Annotated in this window: 9 protein-coding genes; all 9 read right to left on the bottom strand. The window is 54.1% G+C overall.

Annotated elements, in window-relative coordinates; translation table 11 throughout:
* Positions 1 to 94: 94 nt before the first annotated feature.
* The gene (locus ACK6BI_RS09430) at positions 95 to 505 is read right to left on the bottom strand and encodes a hypothetical protein (RefSeq protein WP_409316857.1); all 411 of its coding nucleotides are present in this window, start codon (positions 503 to 505) and stop codon (positions 95 to 97) included.
* A gap of 19 nt (positions 506 to 524) precedes the next feature.
* On the bottom strand, positions 525 to 698 hold the full coding sequence (locus tag ACK6BI_RS09425) for an EndoU domain-containing protein (protein ID WP_409316856.1): 174 nt from the start codon (positions 696 to 698) through the stop codon (positions 525 to 527).
* Between the two features lie 61 nt (positions 699 to 759).
* Positions 760 to 1326: a hypothetical protein gene (locus ACK6BI_RS09420; RefSeq protein ID WP_409316855.1), complete on the bottom strand. Its 567-nt coding sequence runs from the start codon at positions 1324 to 1326 to the stop codon at positions 760 to 762.
* A gap of 405 nt (positions 1327 to 1731) precedes the next feature.
* Entirely contained in the window at positions 1732 to 2175 is a 444-nt protein-coding gene (locus ACK6BI_RS09415) for a hypothetical protein (RefSeq protein WP_409316854.1), read from the bottom strand.
* A gap of 227 nt (positions 2176 to 2402) precedes the next feature.
* Complete coding sequence (locus ACK6BI_RS09410; protein WP_409316853.1) at positions 2403 to 2858, bottom strand: hypothetical protein; 456 nt, start codon at positions 2856 to 2858, stop codon at positions 2403 to 2405.
* A 126-nt stretch (positions 2859 to 2984) separates the two neighbouring features.
* Positions 2985 to 3326, bottom strand: coding sequence for a hypothetical protein (locus ACK6BI_RS09405; protein ID WP_409316852.1), 342 nt, complete (start codon positions 3324 to 3326; stop codon positions 2985 to 2987).
* 10 nt (positions 3327 to 3336) lie between these two features.
* Complete coding sequence (locus ACK6BI_RS09400; RefSeq protein ID WP_409316889.1) at positions 3337 to 3507, bottom strand: hypothetical protein; 171 nt, start codon at positions 3505 to 3507, stop codon at positions 3337 to 3339.
* 110 nt (positions 3508 to 3617) lie between these two features.
* A complete protein-coding gene (locus ACK6BI_RS09395) occupies positions 3618 to 4088 on the bottom strand; it encodes a hypothetical protein (RefSeq protein ID WP_409316851.1) in 471 nt (156 codons plus the stop codon).
* A 2-nt stretch (positions 4089 to 4090) separates the two neighbouring features.
* A complete protein-coding gene (locus tag ACK6BI_RS09390; RefSeq protein WP_409316850.1) occupies positions 4091 to 14737 on the bottom strand; it encodes a hemagglutinin repeat-containing protein in 10647 nt (3548 codons plus the stop codon).
* Positions 14738 to 14943 lie beyond the last annotated feature (206 nt).

The raw sequence follows: 14943 nt of genomic DNA, 5'->3' as shown, positions 1-14943 counted from the left end.
CGCACTAAAAGGGGACCGCTAAAAGGTGACAGATTTATTTAATCAAATAAATCTAATCAAATAAATCTGTCACCTTTTTTCGCTTGCCCCATTATTACAAAGTTACTAAATCTATCTCGCCAGAATCCTTAGGACGCTGAAGAAGGCGTTTCCAGTTCTCAATGACTATGCGCCACTCAACTAATGAAAAATGATTTTCCGGCTGTCCTATCCAGTCATCGTTGACCAAAATATCCACTTGTACACCTGAGGCGTCCATATTCAGCAGCACATCATTCCCGCCTTCAATGATGGAGGTTTCCAAACCTCTTTCGATAGTTCCGATGGACTCAATAATTCGATCACAACATGCGGGGGTTTGAGCTATCGCAATTAGCACTCCGCAGACGTACCGTTCATACCGCTCTGCTCCTGCTTGCCCCGGCAAGGTTTCAGCAGAGGCGTAATATACGTGTCCTAAAACAGGATGAGGTCCGCCGTATCTGTAGAAAAATTTTAGCTTCATTTTCTGACCTTATTTGTGGCTACGGTATGTAAACAGGATAAGCGGTGGTTCTAGGTGTCGTATACCCCTTGATAGTAACACCTGACGGTGTAGTCGACTCCCAGCTGTCTCCTTTAACAGTCTTATGAGGACTATTCCACGCCGCGTCAACTTCACTGATTATGCGCTGTTCATCCCATGTGGCAGGAAACATTGTATGCAGGGGGCCTGGCTTGGGTATCCGACAACTAAAAGTGGACAGATTTATTTAATTTTTAAAAAATCATGATCATATGAATCAATTGATCTTCAGAGTCTTCCAGACTACCTCCCCCGCCGCCACCGATAATTATTCTATCGGCACGAGCATAAAACCATTCTTCAGCTTCATCATAAATCAGCTCAAAGCAAGTAGCTGCGCAATCAACTCGCGAACCAAGCCCCCTACCCTCCACTTTCCCCTGATAGGAGTAAGTTAGTCTTTTGTCTCCCAATGAGCCGAAATAATCGAACATCCATACGGAGATATTGGAAACCCTACCATTCAAAAATCCGACCACAAGTGCCCTAGTCTCGGATAACACTTTGTCTGAACCAGGAAACTGCAAACTCCAGCCCGTAAGATTCAAATCAAAAATATCAAACCGAAAAAATGTCTTACCTGAATTTTCTGTAACATCCATAACCAGCAATGGAGCATCAGAAAACTTATACACCCTCGCTTTCGGATCTACACAACATTCAAGGAGCATGGATTCAAACTCCTCACGCGTCGCCCCCAACTTAATACCAGCAAGTTCTACACCTGGAACGATGGGGACAAACCAGTTCACTTTAATCATTTCAAGACCCCATATGTCGCTCTTATAAACCAACCCTTGACCAGATGAATTATAAAACGCTGTCTTTTTTTCAAGATTCGCCTGATAAACCCTCTCAGAGTTGAGTTTATATTTAACCTTATAGGTAGCCGGATCAATAACCTTAACTTTGGCCCATCCACAAAAGTAAACCTATAGTACTGACCACCATGTATCGACCCAGAACCAACAGAACTAAACCGAACTTCCTTTATCAACAAAAATTGAGACAGACTTATTAAATTAAGAAATGGGGTATATGTATTAAATTAAATAAATCCACCCCCTTTTTTGTCACTTTTTTGTCAGCCCATTTTTGTCCAATGGATAAAAAAACGTGGGGGCAGATTTATTAAATCAATTACGCCCCCGCTTTCTTGATTTTTATTAATACAGTTCAAACGCCGAACGAACATATTCAGTGAGCGCAACCAAATCTTCGTACGCTGCTGGACCTAGTGAAGGTTCGTGAATAGACAGATAGGCAGCAGCAGTCATATTTGACTTCAACGCACACTCACTTACCTCCCATAGCCTGGAGGGGGCTATCATCCAATTAGTTCCGGGAAGACCTTCGCGTTGCCTTCCCACCATCGACCATGGCAACGCGCCCTTATAATTTTCAACAACACGCCTTAGCTTTTCAACATCGATTTCTCTATCATTTTTGAACCTGAAAGCGATGAATGGGAGAAATGCAGAACGATCTAGACGCTGCATCTTGTTCCCGACCATAACCTCAGGAAAACGCTGCTGATACTTTCGCCACTCCAAGACACCAATCTCGGCAATAACATTCAAAAGACGACCTTCATCATTTTCAATCTTCATAACTTAAGGACCTTTCAACACATCAGAAATCTTAGCGCCATCTAGGTTAAGCCTCTTGATGTGTTGTTTCCAATCGTCTTTTGGAATCGGAGTCGCGGACAGACGTGGGTCGTAAACGTAACGGCCATCTGCATAAAACGGAATGATGGTCGGAATCCACAGGCACCGTCTTTCGGTGTCAGTCCCTGCCCCCCGCTTTTCACACCAAAACTTGATCGACCACCACTTCAGAACACATTGTTATAGTCATACATATACTCCTCATACTCATCGATACTCCAAACATGGCCGTCCAAACGATCAACCATAACAACCCCACCGGATTTTTCCTCCTCCGACCCAATAACTGCCAAACTAAAAGACCAAACCAAGGGAGGTTTTTTCGCTTGATCCTCTATACCGACAACCCCATTCGCCCCTATGTGTTTTTTTGCTATTTCCAGTGCCGCTTTATGGGAGACAACACTAGCTCGATACTCAACCGGCACGCTAAAGCACAAAATCTTACGCTGCCGCAAATCGGAAACCACCGAAACCAGCTTCACCCTATTGACATTCACGCGCAAATAACCCGAATACCTTTTACCATTTTCACAAACAAAGCTTTTATCAAATAGACGAACAATTTTAAGTTGTGACGCTTCAACGTCATCACACAAATATAAATCACATTTTCTTTTCATAAAATTCATTCACCTATGGGTGGGTAATTACACCACCATTAAGCAAAAAAGTGACCAAAAAAAATGGACAAGTTTATTAAATTAAATAAACCCACCCTTTTTTTTTCAATCCCCTTACGGTCCCATTTACGATTTTCTAAATCGAGGATCACGCCGCATCAAATTCAAAACTTCGCCCCAATTCCAGAGAATGCCTTCCACGTGATCACTTGGAATTTCTTGAACAGCATCACTATGTGGAAATTCCAACATCGCTTTCTCGCAACAAAAGTAAAATCTATTGAAGCACTCTTCTCCGACATCCCTGAGCACTATAAAACTTTGAGCTTGCTCATCCAGCGATTCATATATCCTTCCCAGACAAGCCTTATCCAAGCTTTCAAGATAGATTCTCGTCCCCTCGACGATGCAATCACAAACACCTCTGGAGGTAGCCCAACCAACTCCATCAGCAATAGCGATATACATACCCACAATATCACTTCAAGATCAGGATTTTATCTTTAGACGCAGCCGGTAAATTATCGATCCAGGTTTTCACTAGGCTCTGATTCTCCACAGTCAAGTTCCTGAAATTAAGCGGAACGATATCTGCCTTATCGATTTGCTTTATAAGCTGTTCATAGTTCGATTTCATATTATTTACTATGAAAAGGGGACAGATTTATTAATTAAATAAATCTGTCCCCTTTTTTTCTCAGGATATGACAGGTCGCCCGCACCAACTTCTTACCAACATTGTAGAAAAAATTTCGAACTTCACTTTAATTTATCTACAGCAATCCAAACTAACTCCCCCCCCAAAGCAACTCCAAATCTTACACCCGAAAACTCATACACCAACTCAACAAACTTATCGAAAGAAAAAGAAATTACAAGCTCCGCTTCGCTCTCTGCAACCTCAAAATAGCCCACCTCATCTTTGTAACGACTATCCGGCCAGCCTGCAATGTCAAAAACAGGAATACCACTTATAGAACTGACAGCCAAATGCTGCCTATGATCTTGCAGAACCTTACGCTCACCACAGGCAACAAGGCAAACTTTGGCAACGGCGCCACTGACTCGATTAATACCTACTTCCAACAGAGACTCTGCAAAATCACCAACACGCCAGTACAAAGGGGCCGCGGGTTGCCGCTCTCCCTCAAAAACAACGTCAGCAATTACATACTCACCAAACTGAATCTCTGCTAGAGATCCTTCTTTAAACCCAGTAACTTTCAACATATTCACCTCGACCTAACCACTGCGTGATAAAGAGCCGGCAGCTGGCCTTCAGTTTTAGGAGATGCAAACATTAACTCCCAACCATCAACGTTTATTACCTTTCTGTACTCTATCCCAGAGCTAACGGCCATTTCTACCGCTGTCTTCAGACTATTTAATTGAACTTGACTAGCCAATCTAACTGCCTCTGGAGTGTAAAGCTCCGCCTTATAGGCCGCGTATTCGGCGATATGTTTCGTTGCGTTCCCATCAACCCATATCTTGACGCCGCTATCAAGGTTCAACTCAAAAAATTGAGGGATCACCGAGCCAGGGTGAACTGGACCTGGGTTCGTTATCGCATCCCAAACGGTTCCCGTCTGACCTGTCGGAACTGGTACGTCGGGGCTCTTCGGCAGATCATCTACCTTTGGCGGTTTCACCTCTGTTTTAGGGCTGTCAGGAACTTGAAGGGGCTTTACGTCCGGTTTTGGTGGATCTAAACGCGGCACATCCGTATCCGGCAATTTCTCCGAAAACTTCGTGATCTGCGTCTTGAGATGGTCAATCTTGACCGTCGGTCCGACCTCTTTGATGGTCTTGACCGAGACGTCGATCCCCATACGCGACAGCTGCAGCGACGCATTTGCGGAGCTGGTGCCGCCACCCGCCATGAGCTGGACGATAAGCGCTACGGCCTGACCCATTTGCCGGCCAACGTTCTGCGCATTCTCGTCGCCCCCCACGGCGGCGGCATCAAGGATTTGCGAAAGTTGTGACTTGAAGGCATCCGCAACGCTTTGACCGAGGAGCTTTACAGCCTCATCCGAAGCGAGAAACTCGTTCATGGCGTGGAAACTTTCCACCGGGTCACGCAGCAGATTTACAGCACTGTCCAGTGCGCCAAGACCCGCACCCGCCATACCATCCGTGAAGCCTTTCATGACTCCGGAAGCGGTCAGCAGATCCTGCCGTGCAGAAGTGAGTCCCCACTTCGCGATGATCGCCAGCTTCTTGGCGAGATTCGGCTCTGCATCGATCTCCTTTTTGGCCTGAACGAACTGCTGCGTTGCCAGCCAGTTATTATCAATGTTGGCTGTCGCTGCATTGTTTGCCGTCGCCGCGCCGTTCGGACTGCTCATGGCCGCAATGCCGGTCACCAGACTGGTGATGATGTTGCGTTTGGCTTCGCGTTCTATTGCGGTTTCATTCGGGTCGGAGTCTGCAAACAGGCCGGCCAGTACACTGGCGGCCGAACCACCCAATGCCCCCGCCGAACAGCTTTGGTTGCTGGCGGCAGCGCCTGCGCAACCAAGAATTGCATGCAGAGCCGCGTGTTCCGGACTGCCCTCTTTCAGGCCTTTTTTCACCAGGTCGCCGATGTACGACGAGCCTTGCTGCTGGACGTAGTTGACCAGCATGTTTTGCGCAAATTGCGCGCTACTGCCCGTAACGCCTCCGCTGATACCCGCGACCAAGGCAGTTGCAATTTGCCGGTAGGTACCGCCCGCCCCCCAGTTATCGCCAACCTGTTTTATCTGCTGTTGAAGTTGCAGATAGTTTTCGTGGTGTGTCAGCCGATCCTTTTCAGACAGGTTCGGATTACTCGCTGCCGCGTACTCAAGATCAGCCTGTTTCTTCTTGTCATCAATTTCACGCGCGCGACTCTCGATGAACTGCGAAACGTTCTGCACGAATTTGCCGACAATTTCGAAATCGGCACCAATTTCCCTGGCATCGAAAATCGGCTTCAGCTTGTTGCTGCCATCACGCTCACTGGAAACATCGGTATTGATGGCGGCAATTGCCTGCTCCACCGTCTGACCAGTCATTTCCTGTTGCTTGGCACCATTGGTGATGGTTACGGCCGCACCGCTGATGCCGCTGTGAGTAGTGCTGCTGGAACTGTCGCCGGCGTACAGCGCCACCGGGGTCGAAACACTCACACCACCTTTGTTGGGAACATTGGGGCCGTTAGGGTTGGCCGTAGCACTGGCGTTGCCCTTGCCATCGCGGCCGATATTGCCTCCGAAACCACCACTCAGATTGATGCTGGTTGCGTCGTAATCAGCCTTGTTCTTGACGTCCGACGTGGTCAGCGTGCCGGTGCTCAGAGTGTTTTTGCCATCGGCCACCGCTTTGTCAGTACTGGCAATGATCGCCCCGACGAGGTCCGTGTTGCCCTTTACCTCGACCTGGAAACCACCATTGCCAGCCTTGATGCCCGACTGCTCGGAGACGCTGGCGTACTCGCTATGCATGTGTTGCTGGGAAACGCCGCCGCTGACGCTGCTGTTGCCGACGCAGAACGGTGGCACGCAGACACTCAGGCCGACGTTGGCGCTTGACTGCTTGGAGGTGTAAGTACTGGTGTCTTGCAGGCTCTCAATATTGAGATCACCGCCCACGTTGACCTTGACCGTTTCGCCGCTGGCGGTGGCGCCCTTGATGTTGGTGTCGCCACCACTCTTCAGGTTCAGCGTGCCACCAGATTTGACCGAGGTATTGGTGTGCGTGACGTCGTCTCCGTCGCTGCTGCCACGGCCCTTGTTAGCGGCAAGCTCAAGGGTAAAGCCGTTTTGTTCGCCGAAGCCGAAACCGATCCCGGCACTCCAGCCGCTGTTGCTGTTGGTGCTCTCCTGATGCGCAGTGTTTTGTGCAGACAGAAGATTGATCGCACCATCGGCGTTCAGCGAAACATCGCCACCGCCCTCGATGCGACTACCGACCACATTGATGTTGCTGTCGGCACCGGCACCCTTGGCGACGATGTTGATGTTGCCACCCGCAATCACGCCGCTGCCGACGACATTGCTGCCGCTCTGGCTGCTGTTCATCTTGCTTTGGCTATTGCTCAGGTTGACGCTGACCTTCACTCCGACCCGAGGGTCTTCCTTCAACGCCTTGGCCGCGTCTACCGCTTGATCGGCACTCATGGCCGCATTCACGGCAGCGAGTGCAAGCATTCGTCCGTCGGTGGTTTTTCCGGCGGCTTCGCCCATTTGCTGAATGCCGCGCAGCGCATCAACCAGCGGGATGCTCACCGTGCCACCGACGGCAGTGCGATTGGTGCTGGCGGTCTTGGTAGAGCTCAGTGTGTCGTAGCCCTCACCGATATCCACGTGCTTGGCCGTGATCCCGATATCCCCCACCGGCGCGACCAGTTGGCTGGCCGTCTGGGTGTAATGATCGCCGGCCGTCAGCAGGACGTTGCCGCCAAGCGAAGCAATCTGGCTGCCCGACTGGCGAGTCGTGGTGCTCTGATCTGATTCCTTGGTCTTGACGATCCCGGTCGCGCCTTGCCACCAGGAACCGATCTCGCCCACCTTCTTGCTGCCTGAAGAGGAACTGGCGGTCGTGGTGTTTTCAGCGCTGATGACTTCCAGGTTGCGCCCGGCGTTGATACCGATGTTCTTGTCGGCCACCAGCGTACTGCCTTCAACCACCGTGTCCCGGCCGCTCTTGATCTGCAGGCTGCCGGCGCTGATATCGCTGCCGATGCTTTCGGTGGACGATTGTTGCCCCTGTTGCGACTTCTGCGTGTTGGACAGCAGCCCGGTAATCGTCGCCCCTGTCTTGCTGGAGCTCCGCGACTGGCTGGAGGTTTGTGTTTCCTGAGCGGCGCCGATGAACACATCATTGGCGGCTGTCAGCGTGATGTCATCCGTTGCACGCAACGAAGCAGCTTTCAACGCAATGTCATTGTCGGCCTTTAGCTCCATGCTCTTGGCAACCCACTCGGTGCTGTTCAAGCGGGTTTGAGTGGCCTCGCCACTATTGGATTTGCTGGATTTCCAGTTCTTCTTCGAAGAGGCACTGGCCTGGCTGGCATAGTCTTCGGCCGCGTCGAGGTTGATGTCATGGCCGGCAGTCGCCAGCAACGATCCATCGGATTTGACTTTTGCCCCTTGTGCATTGATGTCCTGACCTGCCGACATCACCAGCTTGCTTCCTGAATCGATACTCGAGCTGACCGACGCGATACGTTCGCTTTCGGTCATCACGGATTTTTTCTTGCCGAAGCTGCCCTTCGTTGTCTTGGTGTAAAACGAGTGATCGAGGTTATCAGCGGTCAGCAGGTTCAGGTCGTCGCCAGCATAGACAAAAGCCTCGCCACCCGATTTGACATGGCTGGCGATCAGGTTGAGATCCTTGTCGGCATTGAGCGTCAGGCTTCCACCAGCCTTGATCACGCTCGATTGCTGGGCGACGTGATCCTCCTCCGCACGGAACTTCTTGTTCCAGCCGGTGGCATGGGATTCGTCAGCCGCAGAGCTGATCGTCAGGTCACCTTTGGCATTGATGTCGACGTTGCCTTTGGCCTCGACATTACTCGCCACAACGCTGACGTCACGCTGAGCCGTAACCTGGAGCGTGCCGCCGACGTTGACGTCCGAGCCATGTTGCTTGACCGTCGAATACTGATAGTTGGTATTGCTGCGGTCAGTCGTCTGTTCGGTCGAGTCGATGTGCACATCGCGCCCAGCCGTCAGCGTGGTATCGCCACCGCTTTTCAACACGCTGCCGCTGTTGTTGATATCGCGACCGGCGCCGATAACCAGAGCATTCGCCGCTTCGATACGCGCCGCGTTGTCGACGAAGTCGGTGTCTTCGCTGAGGCGGCCGTCACTGCTGCGATGGGTGGTCACGGTACGCTCGTTGATCACGTCGCCATGTTCGGCGGTGAGCGTGACGTCGCGACCGGAAATGATCCCGCCTGCCTTGTTCGTCAGGTTGTCGGTCGCCGTCAACTTCAGGAGATTGCCAGCCTCGACCAGACCGCTGCTCACCAGATCCTTCTTGGCTGTTGCATCGAGGTTCTGACTGGCGCGCAACGTGCCGGAGTTCTCCAGGTTTTCGCCGGCAATCAGCGTGACGTCCTTGCCCTGAATCAACGCGCCCGTGGACGCGAGACGGTTGTTGGCATTGGCCAGGTACAGCACCGGCACCAAGACCTTTTCGCCGTTCACTTCACGCTCTTCGAGCCAGACGATGTCGTGGGTCAACGCCGCGACCTGCTGTGCACTGAGGGTGACGCCCACACTCAGATTCAACGCGTTCTTGCTGGCGATGGCGTTGTCCATCAGGTACTTGTAGACCGCCTCGTCGGAGGTCTGCCCATCGATGAAACGCTGCCCCGTGCGAGCCACGACGGCCTGCTGAACCAGTTTCTGTTCGAACAGGCCGTCGCCCAGACGCTTGGCGCTCTGGTCGGCGTCGTAGCCCAGCCCCTTGAGCAGATAATCCGAGCTCATGAACTGCTTGAGATCGGTCAGTACCGGGTTGGTTTCAATCAGGTATTTGTGCGGCTGGGACTTGCCAGTGTTGCTCGGCAGGCCTTGTACCCGATTGATGGTTATCGGGGTTGCCGATGGATCAGCGGTGACTTTGCCACCGCTTAGCGTCCAGCTTTGCGGGCCAGTGGCGGTCGGATTGCTGCTGCCTTCGGAGCTCAGGCGGAACAGGCCGTTCTGGCCCGTCGGCAAGCTGAAACCTGGCAGGTCGACCGGGCTGACCTGCTGCTGGGCGAGATCCGGCGGCAGTTGCGGGTTGATCTTGACCACAGTGGAGTAGCCACTGCCAGCGCCCGTATCGGTGTTGGTTTTGCCTGCCGCGACGTAACTGTAGTAAGGACGCACCACACTGTTGTCGATGGTCTGGGTGGCATTCAATGTGATGTTGCCACCGGCCTGGATCACGGCGTCATAGGAACTGCCGGATCCGGGGACGGTGACGATGCTTTCGGTGAGCTTGCCACCGCCGAGCATGCTGATGAAACGACTCAGATCTGCCTCGACAGTAGGCGACGGCGTGCCTCCGTTCTTTTCGTTGAACGCTTTGGCAGCGGGCTCTGTGGCGTAGATCTGGTCAACGTAGTTCCAGTAGGTACGCTTGGTGATGATCTCCTGCTCTTGCACGCCCTTGTTGGTGATGGTGCCGGCATTGACCGAAATGTTTCCGGTGGCGGCAATGGTACTGCTGCTGTTGTTCAGAGCCTGGGCGTTGATCGACATGTTGCCACCGCTGGTCAGACTCGCGGCGGCGCTGCTGTTGTCGACTTTCAGGCGATCGGTCTCGGCGATCTCCCAATGCCCGTTGCGTCGACCGCCACTGCGAAAATCACACCCGGCAATCGGGATCAGATTGCAATCGAGCTGGGTGATGACCACCGAGCTTTTTTCATGTGCTGTGTATTCGAGAATGTCCCTCACGTTGTTCACGGTCAGGGCATTGATGGTCAGGTCCTGCGCGCTGTAGATCTCGCCTGAACGATTGTCCAGCAAATCGGCTTTGCCACTGTCACGATCCCGGCCGATGTGTACGTTATTCAGCCCATACACATTGCCGTAAGCATTGGTGAAACTGGCCAGCAACAGACGCATGTCGCCGCCACTGGTGATCAGGCCCCCGCTGTTCAGGAGGGCATTGGTGGTCAGAGTAAGTTCTTTGCCGGAACCGATGGTGCCGTAGTTATTGATGTTGGCGGCGCCCAGGGTCAGATCACCGGCGGATGTCAGACGCCCCTGGTTGTTCAATACGCCATTGATATTGATGGTGGTGTTGCCGCCACCGGCAATGCTGGTCCCGGCGTTGAGATCCAGCTGATTGGCCTTGAGCACCAAGTCACCAAGACTGCTGGTGCGACCGTTCCCGGAATAGCTGCCCCACAATGTCAGATCCAGAGCGCCGTCACTGGCAATCAACCCGTCGTTATTCCAGCTGCCACCGTTCCCGGTCAGTTTGCTGACGGCCAGCAACTGCCCGCTCGCCGTCTGGTTGAGGTTGTTGATGTTGACCGTCAGACGATCGGCCTGGATCAGACTGCTGTTGGTCCAGCCATCGGCTGTCAGCGTCAGTCCACCGCGTGTGACGAAGCTGCCGCCAGCACTGCCGAGCTGGCCGGTGGCGATGTCGAAGATTCCGGTACCGACATGCAACACGTTACCGCCACCGTTCAACAATCCATCCGCGCCGAGGCTGAGGTCATTGTTGGCACTTTCTACGGTGCCGTTGCGGTTATCGAACAGGCCGCCGAGGGTAAACGCCGTTTTGCCGCTGCTGCCCAATGCGCGCAATTGACCGGTCTGGTTATCGATACTGGCCGCGCCTATGCTCAGGGTGCTGGCGCTTTCGACGATGCCTTTGCGGTTGTACAGGGCGCCGCTCAAGCTGAAGTCGATCTGCTGACCGGCAACCTGGCCACCCGAGTCGCCACTGTTGTCAAAATCTTTGCCGGTAACGCTGACGTGTTGCCTGGCGACCAGTACGCCGTTGCGGTTATTGAAACTTCCGGTTCTGCCCAGATAGATAGTCGCGTCACCGCTCTGTGCCGCGATCCGTCCAGCCTCGTTGTCGAGACCGGCCAAGGCCTTGAGCGTCAGTTGCTGAGCCTGAATCACCCCGCCCTGCCCATTACGCAACAAACCACCGATCTGCGCGGTAAAAGCGCTTTTGAGGCTGGAGAGCACACCGCCACGGCTGTCGAGGCTGGCAGCGCTGATGTTGAGATCGCCGGTTTTGGCAACGAAACGACCGCTCTGGTTATCGATGGCGCCGCCGACGTTCGCAGTGAGTGCGCCTTCGCTTTGCAGGGTTCCCTTGACGTTTTCGAGGCTGGCAGCGGCCAGTTGCAGATCAGCGGCGTCGCTGTAGATCAGGCCGCCACTGTTTTGCACTGCACCGCTGGCGGTGATCGCAAGGTTATCGTTAGCAGCGACGGTGCCGCCATTGCGGTTGTCGAGGCCGCCGGTCGACAGGCTGAGCAATTTCTGGCTGACCAGTTTGCCACCCTGGTTATTGATTTGCGTCGCCCGGGCAATCACTAGCGGGCCAACACCGACCAATTGGCCCTTGGTATTGGTCAGCGTGCTGAGTAAGTCCAGGTTGACAGCCGCTTCACTGGCCAGAACCCCTTCTGTGTTATCCAGGTCTGTGCCGGTGAAACGGATGTCCTGCTTGGCGTTGATGGTTGCATGGGTGTTGTCGAGACGTTTGGCGGTGATATCCAGAACCGCGCCGCTGTCGATCTGGCCACCCTGTCCGTTGTTCAACGTACCGGTGACGGTCAGGGTCTGCGCGCCCTCACTCGAGAGCGCACCTTTGTCCGAGTTATCGATGTTGGCCGCAGCGATCTTCAAAATGCCTTTGCTGGCCAGTGCACCGGTATTGCTGTTGCGGATGTCGCCCGTGAGGTCGACCAACAGGTCGCCATCACGACTGGACAACGTACCGTGATTACGATTGTCGAGACTGCCACCGAGCAGGCTCAGGTTTTGCCACCCGGAAATCAGGCCGTTGAGATTGCGCGTGCTGTCAGCGTTCAGATCCAGCCGCTGACGACTGAAAAGCTTGCCGTCACTGTTGTCCAGATTTCGCGCGACAAGGGTGTAACTCAGGTCGCTGGAGAGTTCACCGCCCTGGTTGTCCAGATCCCGCAGATGATTGATGCTCAACTGGCCTTTGGTCGTAATCAGGCCCTTGCTGTTGTTGAGGTCGCCTATCGAACCGCTGAAATCAATGGCGATGGCGCTACCGAGCAGCGAGCCGCCATTCTGGTTGTTCACATTGGCGGCGGTGATGGTGAGATTTTGCGTGGCGTTGATCAGTCCTTTGTCCTGATTGTCGAGCTGACCGTCAGCGTGCAGATCCAGGTCGGCGCGACTGGTGAAAGTACCGCCATTGTTGTTCAGGCTACCCACTCGGGCATCGATGCGGCTCGCGCCGATGAGTCCCTTGATATTGGTCAGTGCGTGCAGCACCTGCAGGGTCAACGCCTGATTGCTCAACAGTTTGCCGTTGCTGTTGTCGAGGCTGTCGGCAGCCAGAGTGAACGCCTGGGCACTGGAGATTTCACCGCTACGGTTATCGACCTGTTGCAGGTTTTTCAGAACCAGCAACGGTGCATTGATCAGACCCTTCTGGTTGTTCAAGGCGCCGTTGTTGAGGTCCAGCATCAGCGACGCATCGCTGGTGAGTTGTCCACCTTCGTGTTGATCCAGGCTTGCTGTATTGACCGACAACGCACCGTTGCTGGCGATCCGGCCCTTGTCGCTGTTGACGATGTGGCCAGCCTTGAGCGTCAGGTTGTCAAGGGAGGTCAACTTGCCACTCTGGTTGTTGATCTGGCCGGTAGCGGAAATGCTCAAGGTTTTTCCGGCATTTACCAACCCTGCAACGTTGTCTAGCGTTGCCATGCGCAACGTCGCACTTTGCAGGCTCGACAGTTCGCCACTGCGGTTATTCAAGTGACCAATGTCGGCATCCAGACGCCCAGAACTCTTAATCAGACCGCTGGTGTTGAGTACCTGGCTGGCGTTGAGACTCAGAGCCCCCGTGCTCAGTACGCGACCTTTGTTCTGGTTATCAAGAGTGCCTGCGGTCACGCGCGTGTTTTGCGAGCTCAAGGTACCGCCCTGATTGTTCAGGGTCTGTGCCGCCGCGACCGTCAAATCGCGGCTCGCGACCACGCTTTTGCCATTGTTATCGATGCTGCTCGCCCTGATGGCGACGTTGCCTGCCGCGTTGCGGCTGTTGTCCGCATTGACCCCGGCTTCGATGATGCCGCTGTTGGTCAATTGGCCGCCGGCGGTCAGGCTGATGTTGTCCCGCGCGGCGAGGGTCTGGCGGTTGGTCAGGTTGCCCTGGGTCTGTACATTCACGTTCACACCGGCATACACCGGCCCTTGAGCGTCGAGGCTGGCCGCCGTGATGTTCACGTTGTTCGCGGCGGAGGTCTGCGCCAGGGTCAGTTGGCCGTTGGCATCGATCTGGATATCACCACCGCTGGCCGCCACATTGCCGGCCAGTTTCACCCCGACCCCGGCCTCGGTGCCGACCAGTTTGATCGCCCCGGCGTACATACCGCCGAGGGCCGAAGAGTCGATCGCCAGTTGCGGTTTGGCAGTGCCGTCATCGACCCGCGCGGTGGCGTTAAGCGTTTCGGCGTTAACATCGTTGCGACCGGCAACGATGGTCAGGTTCTGTGCCTGGATCTCGGCATTGATCTTTGCGCTGCGGGTGATGATCTCAAAGCGGTCGACGTTGGTAGCATTAAGGCCGGCACCTTCGATGGCGACGGAGCCCTGATCGACCTGAAAACGATCCAGCCGGCCTGCGCCATCCAGCACCGGTTTGCCGGTGGTCAAGGTCACACGCGGCGAGTTGATGAAGCCGCAGCCGTTGCAGGTGATGCCATACGGGTTGGCGACGATCACCCGCGCCGACTGCCCCGCCACCTCGGTGTAGCCACGTAACTGGCTCGGGTTGCCGCTGATGACTTCGTTGAGAATCGCCTGAGCCGCTACCCGATTGGTCAGGTGGGGGTTGCCGACGATGATCCCGCCCAGTTGCGTCTGCCCGGTCTGCGCCGCCACGTTGTTGAGGATGACGCCCTGCGCGCCGACGTTGTAGTCATGAAACTGGTTGTGCGACAGCCCCGCGCCGTTGGGTGTGGCAATGTTGACGATCGGCACGCCGTTGCCAGCGCGATCAAGGGTGGTGCCCGGATTCGCCACCACAATCCCGTCTGCCTGCGCCCACATCGGTTGCCAGAACATGACGTTGGCCAGCAGGAACGCCAGCCCGCGCTTGGGCATGCCCCAAAAGGTATTGCGATTTTTTACGGCCGCAGAAGGCTGGCCAGCCATGAAGGTCAGGAGGCGAATATCCATTTCAGAATCTCGGGAGCAGGCATGAACCGGAAGCAAAATCCGGGCTTCAACAGGACCAGGTATTGCACCGGGCGAACACACCCGATCACTCCACCAGAAAAATGACATCAAAATAGTGGCGCGATATTAGATAGCCATCATTTTGACGTCAATTAATGGTTTCGCCAAAACAGTGTTATCGATCAACGACATGGAGAAAATCGTCC

This window comes from Pseudomonas sp. KCJK9016 (assembly GCF_046231795.1).
Taxonomy (GTDB): domain Bacteria; phylum Pseudomonadota; class Gammaproteobacteria; order Pseudomonadales; family Pseudomonadaceae; genus Aquipseudomonas; species Aquipseudomonas bananamidigenes.
This window is presented reverse-complemented; position numbering and strand designations above follow the sequence as displayed.